Origin of the sequence: Oligoflexus sp. (assembly GCF_035638955.1) — a bacterium.
Classification (GTDB): Bacteria; Bdellovibrionota_B; Oligoflexia; order Oligoflexales; family Oligoflexaceae; genus Oligoflexus.
Map to the genome: position 1 here is coordinate 50,394 of NZ_DASQYZ010000050.1, position 20,921 is coordinate 71,314.

The 20,921-nt window shown below is 53.2% G+C and carries 19 protein-coding genes; 8 read left to right on the plus strand and 11 right to left on the minus strand.

Going from position 1 to position 20,921, the window contains the following annotated elements:
• Positions 1-94: 94 nt before the first annotated feature.
• On the minus strand, positions 95-1,048 hold the full coding sequence (locus VE954_RS05210) for a hypothetical protein (protein ID WP_324950379.1): 954 nt from the start codon (positions 1,046-1,048) through the stop codon (positions 95-97).
• A gap of 79 nt (positions 1,049-1,127) precedes the next feature.
• Between VE954_RS05210 and VE954_RS05215 the strand changes: the two genes are divergently transcribed.
• From VE954_RS05215 to VE954_RS05225, 3 genes are all read left to right on the plus strand, one after another.
• Positions 1,128-1,919, plus strand: coding sequence for an ABC transporter permease (locus VE954_RS05215; RefSeq protein ID WP_324950381.1), 792 nt, complete (start codon positions 1,128-1,130; stop codon positions 1,917-1,919).
• 122 nt (positions 1,920-2,041) lie between these two features.
• On the plus strand, positions 2,042-4,468 hold the full coding sequence (leuS, locus tag VE954_RS05220) for a leucine--tRNA ligase (RefSeq protein ID WP_324950383.1): 2,427 nt from the start codon (positions 2,042-2,044) through the stop codon (positions 4,466-4,468).
• A gap of 70 nt (positions 4,469-4,538) precedes the next feature.
• A complete protein-coding gene (locus VE954_RS05225) occupies positions 4,539-6,530 on the plus strand; it encodes a biosynthetic peptidoglycan transglycosylase (RefSeq protein ID WP_324950385.1) in 1,992 nt (663 codons plus the stop codon).
• Here VE954_RS05225 and VE954_RS05230 read toward each other — a convergent pair.
• Together VE954_RS05230 and VE954_RS05235 are read right to left on the minus strand one after the other, a co-directional pair.
• Complete coding sequence (locus VE954_RS05230; protein WP_324950388.1) at positions 6,486-6,785, minus strand: helix-turn-helix transcriptional regulator; 300 nt, start codon at positions 6,783-6,785, stop codon at positions 6,486-6,488. The two genes, VE954_RS05225 and VE954_RS05230, sit on opposite strands and share 45 nt — an antisense overlap.
• An 85-nt stretch (positions 6,786-6,870) precedes the next feature.
• A complete protein-coding gene (locus VE954_RS05235) occupies positions 6,871-7,740 on the minus strand; it encodes an MBL fold metallo-hydrolase (protein ID WP_349263796.1) in 870 nt (289 codons plus the stop codon).
• A gap of 562 nt (positions 7,741-8,302) precedes the next feature.
• Between VE954_RS05235 and VE954_RS05240 the strand changes: the two genes are divergently transcribed.
• Positions 8,303-8,920 carry a hypothetical protein gene (locus VE954_RS05240; RefSeq protein ID WP_324950392.1) on the plus strand — a complete coding sequence of 206 codons (618 nt, stop codon included), beginning with the start codon at positions 8,303-8,305 and terminating at the stop codon, positions 8,918-8,920.
• On the opposite strand, the gene VE954_RS05245 is transcribed toward VE954_RS05240, so the two are convergent.
• The 6 genes from VE954_RS05245 to mltG all read right to left on the minus strand — a co-directional run bounded on the left by VE954_RS05245 (position 8,891) and on the right by mltG (position 14,870).
• Positions 8,891-9,712: a TatD family hydrolase gene (locus VE954_RS05245; RefSeq protein WP_324950394.1), complete on the minus strand. Its 822-nt coding sequence runs from the start codon at positions 9,710-9,712 to the stop codon at positions 8,891-8,893. The two genes, VE954_RS05240 and VE954_RS05245, sit on opposite strands and share 30 nt — an antisense overlap.
• Before the next feature lie 13 nt (positions 9,713-9,725).
• On the minus strand, positions 9,726-10,736 hold the full coding sequence (locus VE954_RS05250) for a hypothetical protein (protein WP_324950396.1): 1,011 nt from the start codon (positions 10,734-10,736) through the stop codon (positions 9,726-9,728).
• Positions 10,737-10,781: 45 nt separating this feature from the next.
• Positions 10,782-12,578 (minus strand): hypothetical protein, encoded by a 1,797-nt coding sequence (locus VE954_RS05255; RefSeq protein WP_324950398.1) that lies wholly within the window; start codon positions 12,576-12,578, stop codon positions 10,782-10,784.
• 214 nt (positions 12,579-12,792) lie between these two features.
• Positions 12,793-13,206 carry a hypothetical protein gene (locus tag VE954_RS05260; protein WP_324950400.1) on the minus strand — a complete coding sequence of 138 codons (414 nt, stop codon included), beginning with the start codon at positions 13,204-13,206 and terminating at the stop codon, positions 12,793-12,795.
• A gap of 152 nt (positions 13,207-13,358) precedes the next feature.
• Positions 13,359-13,805, minus strand: coding sequence for a TIGR02266 family protein (locus VE954_RS05265; protein WP_324950402.1), 447 nt, complete (start codon positions 13,803-13,805; stop codon positions 13,359-13,361).
• A gap of 36 nt (positions 13,806-13,841) precedes the next feature.
• Positions 13,842-14,870 (minus strand): endolytic transglycosylase MltG, encoded by a 1,029-nt coding sequence (gene mltG / locus VE954_RS05270; protein WP_324950404.1) that lies wholly within the window; start codon positions 14,868-14,870, stop codon positions 13,842-13,844.
• A 197-nt stretch (positions 14,871-15,067) separates the two neighbouring features.
• On the opposite strand from mltG, the gene rnc reads away from it, so the two are divergent.
• A complete protein-coding gene (gene rnc, locus VE954_RS05275; protein ID WP_324950406.1) occupies positions 15,068-15,877 on the plus strand; it encodes a ribonuclease III in 810 nt (269 codons plus the stop codon).
• A gap of 111 nt (positions 15,878-15,988) precedes the next feature.
• Positions 15,989-17,368 carry a ribosome biogenesis GTPase Der gene (der, locus tag VE954_RS05280; RefSeq protein ID WP_324950408.1) on the plus strand — a complete coding sequence of 460 codons (1,380 nt, stop codon included), beginning with the start codon at positions 15,989-15,991 and terminating at the stop codon, positions 17,366-17,368.
• On the opposite strand, the gene VE954_RS05285 is transcribed toward der, so the two are convergent.
• On the minus strand, positions 17,369-17,737 hold the full coding sequence (locus VE954_RS05285) for a group 1 truncated hemoglobin (protein WP_324950410.1): 369 nt from the start codon (positions 17,735-17,737) through the stop codon (positions 17,369-17,371). It lies immediately after the preceding gene.
• Positions 17,738-17,815: 78 nt separating this feature from the next.
• Positions 17,816-18,391, minus strand: coding sequence for a hypothetical protein (locus tag VE954_RS05290; RefSeq protein WP_324950412.1), 576 nt, complete (start codon positions 18,389-18,391; stop codon positions 17,816-17,818).
• Positions 18,392-18,476: 85 nt separating this feature from the next.
• Here VE954_RS05290 and VE954_RS05295 point away from each other — a divergent pair, with 85 nt between their 5' ends.
• Both VE954_RS05295 and VE954_RS05300 read left to right on the plus strand, forming a co-directional pair.
• On the plus strand, positions 18,477-19,793 hold the full coding sequence (locus VE954_RS05295) for a hypothetical protein (protein ID WP_324950414.1): 1,317 nt from the start codon (positions 18,477-18,479) through the stop codon (positions 19,791-19,793).
• 28 nt (positions 19,794-19,821) lie between these two features.
• A partial coding sequence (locus tag VE954_RS05300; protein ID WP_324950416.1) for a mannose-1-phosphate guanylyltransferase occupies positions 19,822-20,921 on the plus strand: 1,100 nt, incomplete at its 3' end.

Genomic DNA, 20,921 nt, shown 5'->3' on the forward strand with positions numbered 1-20,921 from the left:
TCTTTCTGCCAAGGCCCGTGCGGCATTGCTCGCAAGGCTCCGCATCAATGTCTTTCTGCCGAGGCCCGTGCGGCATCACTCGCAAGGCTCCGCATCAATGTCTTTCTGCCAAAGCCCGTGAAGCGGCTTCTCTATATTCCATGTAAGGCTTGGCCGTCTTGATGTAGCCGAAGTCTGGATGGGAAAAGGATTCGGTAATTTCCTTGCGGTACTTCTTGGGCTCCACCAGAAACCCCTGCAGGATCATGACGGCTTCGCCCGCTTTTTCCAGCATGGAAAGACAGCGCGCATAGAGGAAGTTCGCGCGACGGATGTAGGGCTCATCATCCGTCCAGTAATCGCTCTTCTCAAACTTCTGATACAAGGTTTCCAGAATAGGCAGCGCCAAAGGACATTTGTCCATATCGCGGTAGGCCGCGGCCAGCAGGAACTTGCCCTGCACGTCGAGCTGCTGATTCTGATTCAATTTCTCCAGCAGAACGGTAGCCTTTTTATAATCGCGTTGAACCAGAAGTTTCTGCGCCTGCTTATATTCCGGATTCATGGACAGATGACTATCACTGTGTCCGGCCTTGGTGTTCGCTGAACCCAAAACCGTGGGCTTTTTCAGCGTATAACTCGTGCCCAGCAGGCAGGGCGCCTCGCCGCCCCCTTCACAACAGACTTCATCCATGATGGCCTGGACGCGCTTGCCGTAGACGGCTCCGCAGCTCAGCACCTGCGGTGGAATGAAGGCCTGAATCATTTCCCCCGACAGGGCGCCCTGCTCCGGACTCAGGCCGCTACGGACGGCAAAGGATTTGGCAACCTTGGCCCTGACCGAAAGTCCTCGGTAGGAATCAAGAAAAGCCTTACGCTGCGGTGGTGGTAAATCTCTGATAAAGTTATACTTAGGCTCTTGAGCAGCAAAGGCCTGTTCGGGCTGAACGTTGCTGCACGATTGGATATCTAGCATAACCTGACCACGCACCAGACTCGCGCAGGCGGCACGGAGAGGCTGACTGATCAGTATCAAGACAAGGACGCCGAGACTGCCGATGATTTTCACAGGTAAACTCCATGAGTCGCGAGGGCTTTCTTGCATTATAGTCAACTAGACATACAAAACCAAGGACCGGAGTGAGTCTGTGCCTGTTGTTCCTATAGCCAGCTTTATCGGCGGAATGGTTGAAAATACAGTCAATCTGGTCGGCAATTACATGATCTTTGTCGGACTGTCGTTGCGCCGAATGGTGCATCCGCGCATCAATATCGGCCTTCTGCTGGCCCAGCTGGAGTTTGTCGGCAGCCGCAGCTTCGTAATCGCGGTCATGGCCGGCATTATGGTGGGTGGCATTTTCGGTTTTCAGCTCGGCGAGATCTTTGCCATCTTCGGGGCCGAATCCTTGATCGGAGCCTCGACGGGTTTCGCCCTGGCCCGGGAGCTCGCCCCCATGGTCGGAGCCTTTCTGGTGACCGCGCGGGCGGGTTCAGCCATGGCGGCGGAAATCGCCTCCATGAAGGTCAACGAGCAGATTGATTCGATGCGTGTGATGTCCGTCGATCCCTTTTCCTACCTGATGGCTCCGCGCATCCTGGCCAGCATGATCGCCATGCCTCTGATTTCCATTGTCATGGTTTTTTCCGGCGTCGTGACCTCGTTCGTGGTGGGCATCAGCTTTTATTCAATTGATGTCGCTGACTTTTTCTCGAAACTCGAATGGATCGTGGATACCGAGGATCTGTTCATGGGCATGCAGAAGGCCGCGCTCTTTGGTTTCGTCTTCTCCTCCATTGGCTGCTTTGAAGGCTATCGTGCCCGTGGCGGCGCCAAAGGGGTCGGACGCGCCACCACGCAGGCCGTGGTGACTTCCTATGTCACCATTCTCGTCCTCGACTTTTTCATTACATATATTCAGTTCAAGTTTCAGAGCAACTGAAGAGCGTCACGTTGGTGGGTTGACCGCCGCTCCTGGCCTGGCTCAGACATTTCAAACTCCATTTATTCTATGTTAAGGTGGGGCCTCTGAATTCGAGTTCGACCCAAGGAGGCGGCATTTTCATGGAGCAAAGTCAACACGACTACCAACCCAAGAACGTGGAAAAAAAATGGCAGGAGCATTGGCTTAAAAATAAGACCTTTAAAACTCCCGACCTTTCCACCAAGCCCAAGTACTACGTGCTTGATATGTTCCCCTACCCGTCCGGTTCCGGTCTGCATGTCGGTCATCCGGAAGGTTACACCGCCACTGATATCGTCGCGCGCTACAAGCGCATGAAGGGTTTCAACGTGCTGCATCCCATGGGCTGGGACGCCTTTGGATTGCCGGCCGAGCAGCACGCCGTGAAAACCGGTACCCATCCGCGCGACACGACGATTACCAACATCGACAATTTCCGGCGTCAGATCCAATCGATCGGTCTGTCCTATGACTGGGACCGCGAAGTGAATACCACGGATCCCCATTACTATAAGTGGACCCAGTGGATTTTTCTGAAGCTCTATGAAAAAGGTCTGGCATACCAGGCGGAGCAGGCCGTGAACTGGTGCGAGGAACTCGGCACCGTCCTGGCCAACGAGGAAGTGATTGACGGCAAATCGGAAGTCGGTGGTTTTCCGGTTATCAAGAAACCCATGCGGCAGTGGATCCTGAAGATCACCGCCTATGCCGATCGTTTGCTCGAGGATCTCGACGGTCTGGATTGGCCCGAGTCCCTCAAAGAAATGCAAAGAAACTGGATTGGCAAAAGCGTGGGCGCTGAGATTGAGTTCGCCATTGATGGGCACAAGGATAAGGCGAAAATTTTCACCACGCGTCCCGACACCCTCTACGGCGCGACGTTCTTTGTCCTGGCTCCCGAACATCCGGCAGTGGCCAACATCACCACGAGCGCTCAGAAAAAGGCGGTCAGTGATTATGTTGAAAACGCTAAAAATAAAGCCGAACGCGAGCGCATGACGAGCACCGAGAAAACGGGAGTTTTCACCGGCGCCTATGCGATCAATCCTGTGAACAACGAAAAGATCCCCATTTATATTGCCGACTATGTGCTGATTTCTTATGGCCATGGCGCGATCATGGCTGTGCCTGGCCACGATGAACGCGATCATGAATTTGCCACGAAGTTCGGCATCAAAATTCAACGCGTGCTGGACGGTGGCGATAAACCCATTGAGGAAGCGGCCCACATCGGCGACGGCACGCTGGTGAACTCCGGATTTCTGAACGGCATGCAAAAATCTGTTGCCATTGAAGCGATGGTTCATCATCTCGAAAAGCTGGGCATTGGCAAGCGAACGATCACTTACAAATTGCGCGACTGGCTCTTCTCACGTCAGCGCTATTGGGGTGAGCCCATTCCTATCGCACTGGATAAGGATGGCAATGAAATCAGCATCAGTGAAGCGGAATTGCCTTTGCTCCTTCCGGACCTCGATGATTACAGACCTACGAAAACCGGCGAATCGCCCCTGGCCAAAGCCACCGATTGGCTGAGCTATGAAAGGGGCGGCAAAACCTATCGCCGCGAAACCAATACGATGCCGCAGTGGGCCGGATCCTGCTGGTATTATCTGCGTTTCATTGATCCGCAGAACAAGGTCGAGGCCTGGGACAAGAAAAAGGAAAGCTACTGGATGCCGGTCGACCTTTATGTGGGTGGCGCGGAGCATGCCGTCCTGCATCTTCTCTACGCCCGCTTCTGGCACAAGGTTCTGTTCGATGCCGGCCTGGTTTCAACCAAAGAGCCGTTCCAAAAACTGATCAACCAGGGCATGATCCTCGGTGAAAACAATGAAAAAATGTCGAAGAGTCGCGGCAACGTTGTGAATCCCGATGACGTGATTGAGCAATGGGGCGCGGATGCCTTCCGCCTTTATGAAATGTTCATGGGCCCGCTCGAAGCGGTGAAACCCTGGAAATCAGATGGCATCGTCGGAACCCATCGCTTCCTCTCACGCTTCTGGCGCCTCCTGGTGACACCGGAAGGTGGACTGGCGCAGAAGGATGGTCAGGCCAGTGAGGCTTTTGAAAAGCAGCTGCATAAGACCATCAAAAAAGTGGGTGAAGACACCGAGTCCCTGCGCTTTAACACCTCAATTGCGGCGATGATGGAACTCGTGAACATGGGCGTCAAGGAATCCGTGATCGGCCCTGATGCGGCCAAAGCCATGATCAAAATCCTGAATCCCTATGCGCCGCACATGACCGAGGAACTCTGGTCCCGCTATGGGGGTCGCGAGTCGATCACCTACGAACCCTGGCCATCCTTTGATCCTGCGAAATGCATCGATGATACCGTGACGCTTTCCATTCAAGTGAATGGCAAGATGCGCGGCACCCTCGATGTTCTGAAAACCGCAGACAAGGCGGCAATCTTTGCCCAGGCCAAAGCCCTGGATGCGGTCGCGCGGCAGATGAAAGACAAGGAGTTGCTTAAGGAAATCTATGTTCCAGGCAAGATCATCAACTTCGTGGTAAAGGGTTGAGCTGCAAGGCTTAGGAGGCACAAAACTGGGACCGTGATATAATGGAAGCATCAACTTCCCACGGATTCCCATGCTACGTCCCTCACGAATTTTGGCCCTGCTCGCCCTGGCTTCGGGGCTGTGTTTTACTGTACTTGCCGCCCAGGTTTGGTTAAAACCCAAGGCCAAAGCCTATGCCACGCGCAAACTGGCTTCGGTTTTGAAACAAACCGATCTTAAAGTTCAATATGAAGACATCAGTCTGATGTGGGACGGCTTTCGCGTGGAAGGCCTGGCCTGCTCATCGCCGCAGATACGGGTGAACGGAGCCATTGAGGTCTCTTTCAAGTTGTGGCCCGGTCCCGGTTTCGGTCGTCCGGAAACGGTGACTTTGGATCATGCGCGGATCACTCTCTTGCGCGCACCAGTCGCCAAGGCAGCGGCGCCATCGGCATCGCTCCATGCAGGCCAGATGGCTGCGAACCCGACATCTCTGAGCCGTTTTCAAAAACTGCTCAGGCCCGGTATCAATTTAAAATTAAAAAAAGTGCGTCTTGAGATTTTGGATTCCCGTCGGGAGAGCGTCCTGCATATCGATCGACTGGATGCATCTCTGTCGGCACTGGAGCAGCATATTGAAATGCAGCTACAGGGTTTTCATTATCGCGGCCGCGAGATTTTACAGAGGCTCGACGGTCAGCTCATTCTTCAGCCCAAGCAAGGCCGTCTGCCCTTTTTTGTCACCGCTCGTGAGCAGGGCAGCGAACCCTGGCAACTCCAGGGTGCTGTGAGCGAGGATCTGGATTCCCTCGAACTTCGGCACAAGCGGATGGGAATTCCCTCGCGCTGGCAGCCGTATCTCAGGTCGCTGGAACCGAAGGATCGCTTGGAACTTCTGGTGAAACTTCAGATCGATGGTTTGAAAAAAGGCCAGGATCTGGACTTTGATGTGCAAATCGCCAGCAATAATCTCGAAATCAATCATCCGCTCCTGAGCAATGAAAAAGTTGGACCCTGGCCCTTCACCATCCGGGCCCAGGGTGACTTCAATCCGGAACGCGGCTCGCTTTCCGTGCGACGTGGTTTGGTCTACGTTCTGCAGGCCGCGCAAAAAGCTCAAATGAAGAGCAGCTTCACGCTGGCGAAAAATGATCTCCTGAAACCCATGACGGAAGATCCCTGGCGCCTCAGCTGGAAACTTGCGGAAACGGATTGCCAGGATCTCCTCAACATCCTGCCGAAGCATTCCTTCCCACTTTTGCAGGGCTTTCAATTGAGTGGCAAGGTCGAACTCCAGGCGGATGTGGAACTGATGCCCCAAAAGGGACGAGCGATCGATTTTCCCAGCCAAAAACAAACGTTTTCGTGCAAGATCGCCCAGGCTCCGGAAAAGTTCAGCAAGACCTGGATTCGGCAGCGGGTCCAGGACATGCGGGGCCAGGACTTTGTCGCGGTCCAGGGTATCGCCGAAGATTTTCTACGGGGTGTGATCGCGGCCGAGGACGCCAGCTTTTGGCAGCATGAAGGGTTCCGAACCAGTGCGCTCACAGCCGCCTTTCAAGCCAATCTTAAAGCGGGCAAGGTCCTGTTCGGCGGCTCGACGATTACCATGCAGATGGTGAAAAACTTTTACTTGAGCCGCGAAAAGGTCTTAAGCAGGAAGCTGCAGGAGCTCCTGATCAGCTGGGCTTTGGAGCAAACGCTGGATAAGCAGGATATTTTGGAAGTGTACGCGAACATCATACAGTTCGGACCGAATATTTACGGCATCCGAAGGGCGAGCCAGAATTATTTCGGCAAGGAACCCGCGCAACTTTCCACCGCGGAGGCTCTATTCCTGTCCTCCATACTGCCAAGTCCGAACCGGCATTATCGGGAAAGCTACTGCGAAGGCCGGCTGAGTGAGGAATTGCAGGGGCGCATGCAGAAGGTCGCCACAGGCCTCGCCAGCATGCAGCCGGGTCAGGCCCTGCTCGGCCTTTACCAGGACTCGGTGCGACGTCTGCATTTTCAGGGTGGGGGTCGCTGCCCGTCCAGTTTACAAATCAGTCGCCGGAAGGAAGCCGGCGTCTCCCGCTTCTAGGACTTCAGCGTCGGCAGCTGACGCTCCGGCACGTGGCATGGTGAAATCCTGATCCCAGGGCCTGAAATCACGGATGACACCAATCTGGTAGCCAAGCGCCCGCAGCACCTGGTTCACGCTGTCGAGCTGCACAGAGGCCTTGTTTTTCTCAAGCTGATAGACAAAATTCAGCCCAACTCCGGATTTTGCCGCGAGTTGCTGCTGGGTAAGCCCCTGCCGTTTGCGTTCCGAACGCACAAAATTGCCTATCTCCATGCAGGCGCCTCCCTCTCACCGGATCTGAAATGAATACTCCATTGTCGCAGATCCTTTGGCTGAGTAGAAGTTTTTGCCTGGCTCTTTACAGCGTATAGTGCACGAGGGTGCGTTGCTCCTGGGTTGGGACGTATCGATCCTTGCTGTCCTTGGTCACCTGGCTGGCCGCCACATCCCAATCGTGGGTATAAAAAATATTCCAGTGTTCGGGAACAGCGACATCGTACAGTTCCTGCTTCTCATCAATCACCTGCTCGGCAAAGCGATCGTAACCCATGGTGATCGGCAGATGAACCCAGGCTTTCCCTGGGATCAGATCGCCGGCAAAGATCATGGTATCTTTCGCACCACGAACCACAGTATGCATGTGGCCCGGGGTGTGGCCATGGCTGAAGCGGAAAAACAGCTGCTCGCGCGGGAAGTCCGGCAAGGAATCGCCTTCCACTACGATGAGACGTCCCGACTTTTCAATTTTTTCACTCAGACCGGGAATAAACGAGGCGCGATCACGCGGATGCGGTTTTTGCGCGCGATTCCAGGCTTCGCGGCCCACAACGATTTTAGCTCGCGGGAAAACCAGATCATCACGTCCTTGAATAATGTCCGCGTAGGCTGGCAGAAGACCCCCTGCGTGATCGAAATGCAGATGGGAGAGGATCACATAGTCGATCTCTTCCGGTTTTACGCCCAGGGCCTGCAAATTGGCTAAAAGGCGATGGTCGGATTCCACCAGCCCATAACGTTCTGCCAGGGCCGGCTCCATATACGCACCGATCCCAGTCTCGCAAAGTAACTTCGTACCACCCCATTCGAGCAGCATACAACGACAAGCTAAACCAATACGACCCACCGCGTCCGGTTTAGCCCAACGTTCCCAGAGCGGTCGAGGTGCGTTGCCAAACATCGCCCCTCCATCGAGTAATTGGGAATTCCCAAGTACAGACGACACACGGATATCTGTGTAGCGCGGCATGACGCATACTCCTTCAGAATTGTCGGATTCATGACGTGAGTCAGTTCACTTCAGATTTAATTAACATCCTGCAGGGCTTGATAGAAGAGGCTTTCAGATGGCTCAAGATGACTGCGCAAAAATTCATCTTTCCCATCGACTGGCGTACGGACGCGGGGCACGGAAGCGTAGACCCTCGATTATTCACAGAGACTGTGGATAATTTAGGACGTTTACAAGGACGAGTATAAACCGTTATGACAGTACATTTTACCAGATTCCTCGGACCACCTTTTTTGCTCTGATAAGTGGTTGAATCACCTGGAATTTGGGTTGGTTTTTAACGGATTCAACAAAAAAACGCAAGAACCCATCCCCGACTTCAAAATTCAGAAAGGCGTCACCCCGAATCCCTCGCCTGTCGCGTCCTTAAACAGTCTCCCACATTCTTATCCGGCGAAAATAATTGAGGTGCCATAAGGGCATAAATATTGCTCTTACTACTCTGTCGCCGTAGCTGTTGTTTTTCTGCTGAAACAGAACTGTTGTTTGTGGTGAGGTGGTTATGAGTTTTCGCAATCATTTAGCGGTATTAGCCCTGTTCCTGGGATCCCAGGCAGCCTTTGGACAGTCGCATTCTCTGGTCGATCGCAACCGTTCGTCCGAAACCGCCAATGTCTTTCTATTCCAGTCGGTTGATGGTGAATTCGGCAAGGTTGAAAAGAGTTATAAGAATCAGCCCGAGGCTGTGACCCAGACCTGGCGAGGCTATGGTATTCGCAATGGTGTCGGCATTGAACTCTTCAAGTTCACTCAGTTCAGCTTTTCCCATACGCTTTTGAATTTGCGTTCCCGTGACACGAGCCTTGAGAATATGCGCGGCAGCAAGCTGTCGGGCGAAATCACCTTTGCTTTCAGTGCGCCTATCACCAATATTCAGTTTGGTCTGGGTGTGATTGCCTCGCAGATGGACTATCAGAACTTCGAAAAGAGCGGCGCCTACGTCGGCACCGGTCACTATTATAATATGGGCTTCAACTATTTCGTCAGTCAGATGTTCTCGCTGCAGTTTATCGGCAAGCACTCCACCATTCGCCATACGGCCTCGGGTGGTTCGCTGGACCTGCAGGAGATCAACTCCAGCACCGATAGCTTAAGCTTTGGCCTCGCCATCTGGATCTGATCCGACCTGAAAGAGTCTTTTATAATTCGTCCATATCTGCTCGCGGGCCTGGTCCTCGGACCAGTTCCGGAGCTCTGCCATCAGCTTCACCGTCCCCACGACATTCGCCGGCTCATTTCTTTCCCCGCGCACGGGCGCCAGATACGGGCAGTCCGTTTCCGTTAAAACCAGGTCCTGCGGTAGTTCCTTGAGGAGCTTGCGAAACGACTCATTATTGCGCGCATTGGCCGGAATCGAAAAATACCATCCATGCTGCTCGGCCGCGCGCAGAGCCAGCTTGCTCTTGCCGCCATAGCAATGAAAATCCACCCGCTTGACCCCATGGGCCGCAAGGATTTGCATGGCCCGTTCTTCCCGCTTGCGCGTGTGAATGATCAGGGGTTTATCGAATTCGAGCGCGATCCCAATCAGCTCTTCAAAGACCTTTTCCTGGGCCGCAAAGGTTTCCTCGCCCACCCAGTATCCATCCAGACCGCATTCACCGATGGCAAAGGCGCGACCGGCGGCCACTTCACGGCGGATGCCGGCTATGGCATCAGGAACATGAAACTTGCGAATGGGAAAAGGCAGATTGTCCACGATGTCATTGACCGCATCGATGGGATAGATGCCGAGCGCGGGTTTAATCACAGGATACTGGGCGGCCAATTCCAGAATGCGCTGATTCGAAGCGGGCTCCAGGCCATTGACGACGATCGCCGTCAGGCCGCTCTTTTCCGCACGAGCAATCACATCCGGTAGATCGGCCGCAAAATCATCATGAGTGAGGTGACTATGAACATCAACGTACACGAGAGCTCTCCCCTTACTTACGGGCCTCCGCCTGCTGGGAGAACCTGGTCGATATACGCATATTCGCAGCGGTTGGTCGACTGTTTTTTACGCCCGAAACAGTCGTATAGCGGAGCGTGATGTTCTGTTTTTTGGCTCGTTCCGTGAGGCCCAGCAGCACCATGCGGAGTTTCGGCCAACTTTGAAAGGCGGACTCCACCGACATGCTGAGCGTAAACACTTCGTCCTCCCGCTTGTCCTTGACCATACGATCAAATCGGGCCAGGATCTCGCGCTGCTCGTTCAGCTCCAGAATACCGCCGCGCTGGGGAATCGGCCGAACCTTGGGATGACTCTGGGCCAATTTTTGGAGGGTGGCGGGATCTGCCTGGGTCAACATGCCCCAGCGTTGGGACACCCATGTGCTGATCGGAAATTCCCGGAGCTTGGATGTCACCAGCACCGGATCCACAGGCGAAAGGTCATAGGCATATCCCAGGGCCGCCGCCATCTGGGTGAGGAACGGGGCCTCCAGCCAGCCACGCACCGCGAAACTTTTCAAATCCGAAAAGCCGGCCTGACGCAAGGTGCGATGAGCCGCCGAAAATAGCCTGAGGGTGTCTTCACGGTTATAAACGGTCAGCGGCACGTCGAGGCCGCAGTCATTTTCACAAAGCTCGCCTTCGTCCACATAGCCCCAGAAAGTGGGCGAGAGCTTGAGCATCACACCGGCTTCGTTCACCAGCGTATCCATCGGTGCCAGGTAAAGTCCGACCTCATCCTGGGATGTGAAGACACGTTCCAAGGCTGCGGCATTGTCCGCGGCTTTGGCTTCATCCAAAAAATAAACGGGATTGATGAAATGAGTCACGGGGATATCAGGAAAGGTCCTGCGCAAACGATCAAGGGCATCAACATTGGGTGCCTGCAGCGCGCGGCCTTCCCAATTCACGGTGACTTCAACCGTGATGGGCGGGGCTGCGAAACTTTTTGCGGAAGAAAAGCCGCACGCGAGCAAAAGTCCCATGGTCCAAAGAGGGCGCATTCTTAGGCTCCTCATCGGTATGGGACGAACGCTGGTCCCACACCGCTATTTGCGAGTGGATCGACGAATCATTGCAGGTATCAAAGGTAGGATAAATAGTAACAGGAATGAAAAAGCCTGTCCATTTGTAGAAGATGATCCCATCAGCACACCGCACACGGATTTTTTTGAGCTCTTGGATGAAGTTTTAGTTGCCGGTGTGGTGGTGGATGTGGTTCCACTTTTTTCCACGCCTTCGACATCGGTCACAGCCGTTGCCGTCGCCGTGTTTTTCACGGAATCACAGGTGATGCCTGTTAAGAAGCTGTCGAGGCCGCGCTCGATGGCCCGGTTATAGATCAAACTGCATTTGCCGCCTTGAAAGATCACCTGATCGGCCAGCATCATACCGACCACAAAATGCTGGTAACCGCTATCTTCCACAAGCAGGTCGATGGCTTTCAGCACCATGTGCGTGATGTCTTCGAGGGCGATGCCGTCCTTCGCATAAAGATCCCAGAGCATTCCCGAAATGAACTGGCTCTTTTGGTGAGCCTCACGGGGCAGATCGGCGGCGCCATATTTCAAGGCGTTTTCACCGGTGCGCAGACATTTTTTAGGAACATAGCAGATTTTATTGCCATAGACCGTGTCGGGGCAAATGCTTTCGCCAAGACAGGCATTGCCCGTGCGGGCAAAGTTGAAATAATCCGCCAGACCCTCATGCAGAACGAGCGACTCACCTGCGATCTCAGTCACGGTGTGATAGACCACATGATGGCCCAACTCATGGCCCACGACATCCGCATCTGTGGAGAGGTTCTGCAAAACAGTCCCGTCCCCATCACCGACATAAATCACATCGTAGTTGGCGCCAGGCTGATAGAGGGCGTTGTTGGAATCACCCTGAAATTCGGCATGGACTGCAATCCGAATGGGGATCGTTCCAAAGTTCTTATAACCCATGGCTTCAAGCCATTCCAGGGCGCGGTTGGCGTTGGTGAAGAGGGAAATCTCTTCAAAGAATTCTGACGTCGGGCCAAAGGCAGAAAAATCGAGATCAGCTTTGGTCACAAACGAAAACGGTGATTTCACTTCCGTGATGAAGTAACTATTTTCCAGATAGCCGGTCTCTTTCATGGACCGCAACGTGAATTCCTGCATGTCGGCATCCAGGACGTTATGCGGATAGATTTTGGCTTTACCGGTGGCGTGGAAATGTTTGGGCTGAAATTTAAAACTGCGCAGGTCATCGGCGATCACCGTGTAATTCAACCGATTGGCTTCCACGTCCCAGACCCAAACCGGATGCAGCTGGCCGTTATCGGACCAGAGACAGGCCGTGGCGCTGTTTTTGGTGAAATCGCCTGACACTCCGTTTTGGGCCAAAGTATCCGACACAATATTGCGTACCAGGTTTTCTGCGGGCCATTGGGCCAGCTCATAGGTGGCATTCACTTCAAATTTGGGCATTTTGCCGAAGATAGCCATCTGCCCATCAACGGTTTCATGGGATTTGACCTGGTATTGGCAAAGGGAAATGCCGTCCAGAGTAAACCGCAAATCCACCGACTCAATACGATGCCCGGCGGTCAGATTCAATCCGTTATAACTCTTCTGACGAGTCACGATCCGGGGATGGAGACCCATGTTCTGCAGCATGGCATCGGTCTTGCCGCGCAAGCTCAGGGGGCGCAAAGGGCCTTTTTGCAGGCTAATCCCACGATCGGCGAAACCAAAGCTGGTTTTCTGGTCCGAACCCAAAGTGTGGACCATCACTTTTTCATCAGCGGAGGTCTGGCTCAAGGCCGGGCTAGAAAGCGACAAAATACCAAGGATCGCAAGAACTTCTGTTCGTTTCATAGGGCTTCCTGCACAACGTGCCTGACCAGTCAGACACGACATGTAAGATTCGGAAGCTTTAAGGAAAATCTTTAGGTGGATGCATCAGGATAGGCACAATCTGCCGTCAGGGCATAAACTTCACAAATCCGCGGCTCAAGCCCCGGAAGACCTTGCGGAAAATGGACCTAAAAAGGCTGGACGACCCGAGCGGGCCATCCATGATGAAATGATTTTACTTTTGTTTGATAAAACCGTCGCGCAGAGCGCTAATCTTATCAACGGTAAGGCGCAGCGCCTGTTGCAGAATTTCCGTTTCCCAGGTATCGCCCTTCACACAGCTGGTCAGGTCTCTCAGCCAAACGGTCATTTCATCAACGAAAGCTTTGCGGTCATCTTTCATGGAATGATCGTAGGCGTGATTCAGGTACTCCATCCATTCCCTGTCACCCTTTGGCAGAAGGTTGACAAGGTTATTCAGGAGCACGGTGCCTTCATTTTCTTCCCAACCACCAGCGATGCGAAAGGGGTACTGATCCTTGTCGACATTATGCAGCCATAGTCGTGAATGGCCACCCAACTCGAGTACTGAAAAATCCTGAGGCGCAGCCCCATGGAAACCATCAGGCCTCTTCCATATCAAATGCATGCTACTCCCCCTTGTCCCTACAACGTGAGGCATCCTAACAAATCAGCTTGGGTATTTCCAAGGGCTGTTTTCACGGCAAATGGCTCAAGGTTGCGCCCCTGAGCTTGCCGCGAGGCCTGCTTTGCAGGCCTCCTTACAGTTCATAGCAGATTTTAGGCGGATTTTCCCGAAGGACTGTTGTTGGGATTTTGGTTGGAGTAGCGATCGACAAATTTTTGCAAAAGGGTGCGTTGTTCCGCGGTAAAGCTTTCAAACTGCACCCCCATGCCAGGTGTCAAATTTTTGTCAGGCACCTCGGTCTGGACCCAGATCACACGACCTTTGGCTTCCAAAGTTTCCTTGGAATCAGGCAGAGTGAAGGTCAAATCAACCACGCTTCCGTGGCTGAGGGGAGTTTTCGTTTCAATGAAGACCCCGCCCGCACCGAGATCGCGGCAGAAGTCGAAAAGATAGTGGCCATTCGCCCGATAATCCACCAGCAGTTGCACCGGCACACGGTGGTGGATGCGGCCATCCTTCGGTGATGACTCATCGCCTTTTGACTGCTGAGGAGCGGTTGGGGTTGCGACCTTTTTCACAGGTTTGGTTTTGTTCGGCATAGTTGTCACCTCATGGTACGGCGTTCTTGAGACATTTTATGGTTTCTGTGAAGCCTGGATCAACTGCTTTACATAGACAGCATGCTCCGCCATGGTCCGGGAAAAACGATGCTGCCTTGTCCCATCTGTACCCAGGACATAGTAGCGATAACCCAGGCGAGTCGGATTCAGCACGGCCCGGAGCGAAGTCATCGAAATAGCGCCAATAGGCCCCGGGGGCAGCCCTTTATGAATACGCGTATTGTAGAGATTTTTTCCGTCCTTTAAATGCACTGTTTTTATGTCACCCTGATAGTCAACGATGCCATAGATCAAGGCGGCATCGATGCCCAAAGGTTCGCCATCCTTGAGACGATTCCAGATGACTTCGGACACCATCTCCCGCTCTTCATCCAACTGCGTTTCCCGTTCGATCAGCGAAGCGAAGATCACCCCTTGATGCAGGGTCAGTTTCCGCGCGGCCAGTTCCTCGACGATACCGGGAGGCAGCTGCACAAAAAACGTATCGAGCATCTTTTCGAAAACCTGACGGCTCGTCGGCATTTTTACTAAGCTGTAGGTGGCAGGGAAAAGATAGCCTTCCACATTAGGGGCCTTGATTCCATACTTTTGCAGGAGTTGGCTATCCCGGGACATCACTTCCAATTCGGGACGTGAGGCCACCTTATGGGCCACCAGGCGATCGATAACCTGATTAAGGCTAAAGCCTTCGGGCACCACATACTGGAGTTCCACAGGCTGCCAGGTCTTGCCCGATTCGATCGTTTCGACGACCTGACGAGGCGAGACCGAACCTTCAAAGCGATACTGACCGGCTTGAAAGCGCCCATAGTCGCGATAGAATTTAATCCAGAAGCGGAAGCGCGAGCTTTGATCAATCAGGTTTTCCTGCTCCAGCGTCTTGGCAAAATCAACCAGACGCGTGCCGCGCTCCAGTTTGACGACCACAGGCTGCGGTAGCTCACGCGCGACCTCAGACCAAGCCGGCAAAGATTGATAAAGCCAAAAGGCTCCTGCAGCGAAACCCAGGCCAAGACCAAATAAAAGCAGAAGAAAACGTTTCACGCGTATCGTCTCTTTTGAGGGATGACTATTTCATCAGTATATCATGTTGCTCCAGGCTTGTTCTTGCCTGGTACCAGGCCCCATCCTCGCATAGTGAGGAAGCATCAAGAAAGCCTTGATTCTTTCCTATTCGCACCTATAATGGCGCATTCGAACACACAGGCCGCTCGCCGCAATCGATTCCGGAGTTGTAACAATTGAATATCATTGATATATTGGATCTTGCCCAGGATGCGTTCCCGGCTCAGCTGCGTATGATGGAACAGCTTTGTCGCCGAATTCGTTATGGATTCAAGAATCGCGGCCTGCTTATGGAATCAATGACCCACAGCTCCGCGGCCCGCTTCGTTCAGAAAAAATATCAACAGACCGAGCCGATGCCATGGAATGAGCGGCTTGAGTTTCTAGGTGACTCGGTTTTGAGCCTGGTTCTGAGTGCCGCACTGCTGCAGCGCCCGGAGGGTTTTCCTGAAGGCCAGCTCTCGAAGATCCGCGCCTCCCTGGTGAATGAAAGCACCCTGGCCCGTATCAGCCGCAATCTGCAAATCGGGTCCTGTTTGCTGCTGGCACCGGGCGAGGAACGCGCCGGCGGCCGCGAAAAGGATTCAGTCCTGGCCGATGCTCTCGAGGCTTTTTTTGGGGCCATCTATCTGGATTCCGGTTTTGATGCCGTGAGCCGCGTCATTTTGGATTTGTATCAAGAGATCCTTACGTCTTCCCTGACAGAATTGACGCAGCAGGACTATAAATCCCGTCTTCAGGAGCTGACTCAGGGTGCTTTCAAGGAAGCTCCCGTGTATAAGGTCATCAAACGCGAGGGTCCAGATCATCAGCTGGATTTCGCAGTGGAAGTTTTATTTCGCGGCAAAAGCCTGGGCATGGGACACGGCCCCTCCAAAAAATCCGCCTCGCAGGAAGCGGCCCGGGCAGCCCTACAGAAATGGACAGAACTCAAACAATCAGGTTACGAGGGTATCTCCTGGTCCAGTGAACCAGCCAATGTCTGACCCAGGTCAGCCTTAATCTGGATCCGGATTGCGCACACACCAGCCACAGCCGGACTTACGGTCCATACGGGCTCAGGAAATGCCCTTCGCCTTCACGGAGAGGTTTAGTTTATGATCGCAGGAATCGTCGCCATTGTCGGCCGGCCCAATGTGGGCAAGTCGACCTTGTTTAATAAACTTACGCGCACCCAGCAGGCCATCGTTGATGACCGTCCGGGCGTCACGCGCGATCGCATCTATGGAACGGTCAAGACCGACGAGGATGAAGGCCACGGATATATCCTTGTGGATACCGGCGGATTTGAAACCGATGACCTTTATTATCAGCCTTTTGCCACCAATATCGTCTGGGAACAGACCGAGCAGGCTATACGCGATGCGGATATGGTCCTGATGGTTTTTGATGCCAAGACTGGTCTGCACCCGCATGACCGCGAGCTGGTGCAATTCCTCAAGCAGCTCGGCAAGCGCGTGGAATATGTCGTGAACAAAGTCGATGGATTGGAGCAGCAGAGCCTGGCTTTGGAATTCCACGAACTCGGTTTGCCTCATTTCCACACCGTTAGTGCCGCCCACAGCCGTGGGATCTGGGAACTTTCGGAACTGGTCCAGGAGCAGCTCAACGAAGCCAACGGCCTGAAAACCATGAAAATGAGGGATGCGAACTCAGTCCGCATCGCTTTGATCGGTCGACCGAATGCCGGCAAATCCTCCATTCTGAACCGCATGTGCGGCGAGGAACGTTCGCTGGTCAGTGAAGTCGCCGGCACAACGCGCGATACCATCGATACGCCTTTGGTCTATAACAAACGCGATTATCTGCTGCTCGACACAGCGGGTATTCGGAAGAAGAAAAAAATCTTCGACAAGCTCGAAGGCATGAGCGTGCTGCGCAGTCTGCGCGCCATGGAAGATGCCGATGTGGTGGTCCTGGTTGTGGATGCCCTGGAAGGCGTTTCGGATCAGGATTGCAAGCTGGCTCAGCTGGCTGCCGCCAAGTTCAAACCGATCCTGATTGTGGTGAACAAGTGGGATTTGGTTCCTGAAAAGGAAACCAATACGGCGCGCAACTATGAAACGAACATCCGCAACAAACTGCAGGACATGCCTTTTGTTCCAGTGCTGTTTGCCTCGTGTTTGGAAAACCAGCGGATTCACAAGATCATGGCCAAGGTCGAGGAACTGGTGGACGCCTATTCGAAGCGTGTGCCAACAGCCAAGATCAACGACTGTATGCAGCGTGCCGTACAGGAACATACGCCGGCTCTGGTACGAAAATACAATAAGCGGGTGAAGTTTTATTTTGCCACGCAGGTGGCCATCAATCCGCCGACCATTGTGGTGAAATGTAACGTTGCCGATGAAATTCAGGAATCGTACAAACGCTATATGGTGAAACGCTTCCGCACCGAACTCGAATACGGTGATGTGCCTCTGCGGGTCTTCTTCCGCGATAAGGCCGACGAAAAAGAATTCGCCGCTCAACACTAACTACTCTACGCAGGACGTCTGATCCTTCATAATCAAAGGCTTCAGACGTTCCTCCTGCTTCAGCCAGCCGTCGATCACCCGCGCATCCAATCCATACTCGACCATGGTTTCCTGCAGAATCCGCTGGCGCCGACGAAAATGCGGCGGACGGATCAGCATGGTGTCATGAATCTGTTCCAAGGGCTTGCCGCGGTAGCCCTGGGGTCCGCCCAGCATGCCGGTGACAAAGTCGACCTGCATCTGCACGAGAGACTCATGGTCCAGATTCATAAAGAAATGGGCCAGCATGGGATCCTGGAAGACTTTGTTATAAAAGGTCAATACGATGGCCCTAAGCCGCTCGGCACCAATATCGTCATAGAGAGTCATGGGTCACTCCAACCCGCGTTCATACGCGGGTGAGCCGAGCATAGCCGAGCCAGAGGGCAGGGAAAAGACGCTTTTTTATTAGGGCGTGCGGCGAGCCACATTGCCCTTTTCAACGGCGATGGAACCGGATTCGATCAGAAGGAGGGGGCTGCCGCGCTTGTTGTTAAACTGCTGACGGGTCTGCGTCTCGAGCGTGAAAAGCTTATCGATACCCACGAGGCGGCCCTGCAAGGATTGAGTGCCGATGAACTCTTCCAATTCCTGCTCCTGGCCGTAGCGCTTGTAGACCTTGATTTCGACCTGCCAGTTGCGGGTTTCCTTTTCCCATTTCATGGGAACTGTTTCGATATGCCAGTCGGATAAATAGAAATGGTTGCTGCGATTGATGGTCGCGCGCAGCGTATAGGCCACCGGTGCCATGGCCTTATGCTCCATGCGTCGTGTACCTTGGGCATTTTGTACAATGATGGGCTCAAAACGGGTGAAACGCAGAGGGATGCGTACCCGAGCCACGTCCTTAGGCTCGCTCACCACCGTTGTAAGAGAGCTTTCGCCTGTCTGAATCGTACTGAGGTTGCCCACTTCAGCCGCGAACAGAGCCTGCGTGGCCAGCAAAAAAGCGCTCAGACTGAGCGCGCGCACGAACTGTCCCATAGCACCGCCTTTTCCATTGTCTTCAATCAGAAATATGATAACGTGAAGAATGTATCCCCATACCATAATACACTATCTGGGAATCATGCCAAAAGTCCCGTTCAGCTTCGGCTGGTTCATTCCCGTTTTCTGGACCACTCTTAGCCTGAGTGCCGCTAACGGCTTTTTGCATTGGAACAAAACCCGAAATACCCTTAGTGAATTCCAGCATTGGATCGAACGCTTTCAGAAAGATTACCATCGACTTCCCTATCAGCTGGCGGAAGTTCGTGCCTTGGCAGAGGCGCATCAAACCCATCTTTCCCCTTATGATAGCTACGGCATGCGTTTGCAGTATCTGCCTTTGACTGAAAAAGATTACCTGATCAAATCCTTCGGTCGTGATGAACAGGAAAATCGCCCGCAGACCAGCGTTGATCCCACCATCAGCACAATTGCTAAAAAAGCTGAAACATTCATCCAGCCCGAAGGTTTGCAGCAAAGTATTCCGCAATTATACCAACCCGCCTTCCTGGAAGGCACCCAATCTCCGGACTCGGGCTTGATCGCCAGTGTGGAAATCCAGGCCCAGTTTCACCTGCGGCAGCTTTTGGTGAGAAGTCCGAAAAACTCTGATTTTTATATGGTGGCGTTTCACGATATGGTTGAAGAATTCCTGTGGCTGCCAGGCGGCCTGGGAGTCGTGTTTACCGCTTTCGGCTCTCAGCGTTACGAAGATGGTATTTTCTATTGGAACCTGAAAGACAACAGCATCCACAATATGCTGCCCGAATTACGCAAGCAATTCTGGGCGGATCTGCCGGATGATTGGTTGTTCTATGGCACGCTTTCCCACATCAGCCAGGACCCGGGTTTGATTTATCTGATCCTGGCTCCGGCGGGGTCTGAGGAATTGAATCCCAAAGAGTTTTATTCCTTTAAAAACCTGCTGGCGGTTCCCATCAATGAGTCCCTGGAGCATAAGGTCGAAGGCCAGCGGATCCAGACCGATTTGGCTTTCACGGCCTTTGATTATGATCTGAACCAGGATCGACTGCTCAAAACAGCCGAGATGGCTTCGCCCGTGCAACAGGAATGGCTCGCCTTGAGTCTTGAGGGCGACACGGAAGAGCTGATCAATTCCTGGCAGGATTTCAGTTCCAATCATGCCACCAGTCCTATGTGTGTGTATGGGCTTTGGTGGTTGTCTTCCGTCTATAATGATGCGTTCCGTCATCTGACCGAACAGGGTTCACCGGAAGCGCAGGTGATTCGTGGCTTTGGCATTGAAATGACCGAAGCCTTGATCGGTATGCCGACTGCGCCTCGATATCTGCGAGCCATGGGCCGTTATTTGAAAAAGCAACTTCTCCTTTCCAAGGCCGCGGACTACAATGTGACGTCTTTACCGAAGTCACGTTGATCTTTCGCTGGATTCCGAGGAGACGAATTTGATAGCTCTAGCTCCCCATGTTTATGCAGTTATATTGGCTGGCGGCAGCGGTACCCGATTTTGGCCAAAATCGCGACATTTGGAACCGAAACAGCTTTGCCGCATTGGCTCCAGTGAATCCACCATGCTGGAGCAGACTCTCAAACGCCTTGATAATATTGTTCCACCCGAACGCCGCCTTATCGTAACTCATCAGGATCAGATGGACCTCACCCGTCACCAGGCCGAGGGGCTTTGTGATTATTTTCTGGCAGAACCCGCGGCGAAAAATACGGCTCACGCGTTAGCACTCGCTGCGCTTGAAATCTCGCGACTGCATCCCGGAAACGGACCTGCACCGATCATGATTTCCGTGCATGCGGACGCGCTTATCAAGAATCATGAGTCTTTTGTTCAAGCTGTGGAACGTATGGTGCAAACAGCTGCCTTGGAAAACCTTACCCTGCTTGGTATCACGCCCCAGTATGCTGAAACCGGATACGGCTATATTGAAAAAGGTGCGGCCCTCAAACCACAGGAGCCGATTTATCAGGTCAGCAGTTTCCGTGAAAAGCCGGATCACGCCACCGCGACCTCTTATATCAAAACCGGCCGCTTTCTGTGGAATTCAGGGATTTTCGCCTGGCGGATCGATACGATATTAGGCGAGCTGGAAAAATTTATTCCCAAATCTTTGCAGGCTCTGCGCAAGCTTTTGGACGAGTATGACGTCAAGAGCTTCAATGAAGTGCCTCGTCATGAGCTGGCACGAACCTATAACTCGCTGCCGAGCATTGCCATCGACAACGGGGTTCTGGAAAAAAGTCAGAAGGTGGCCGTGGTCGAAGCTGATATTGGCTGGAAGGACGTCGGCAGCTGGGATGCCCTTGATCAGTGCTTTCCCGCCGATGACCAAGGCAATCTCTTTTACGGCGATGTCATCGCGATCGATAGCGAAGGCATTACAGTCGACAGTGATACCAGGATCGTGGCTTGTATTGGCATCAAGGATCTCGTTGTCGTCGTGTCCAAGGGCGCGGTCCTGGTTTGCCCAAAGAGTCGTGCCCAGGATGTTAAGAAAATCGTCGAAGAGCTCAAGGCGCGAGGGCGGATGGATCT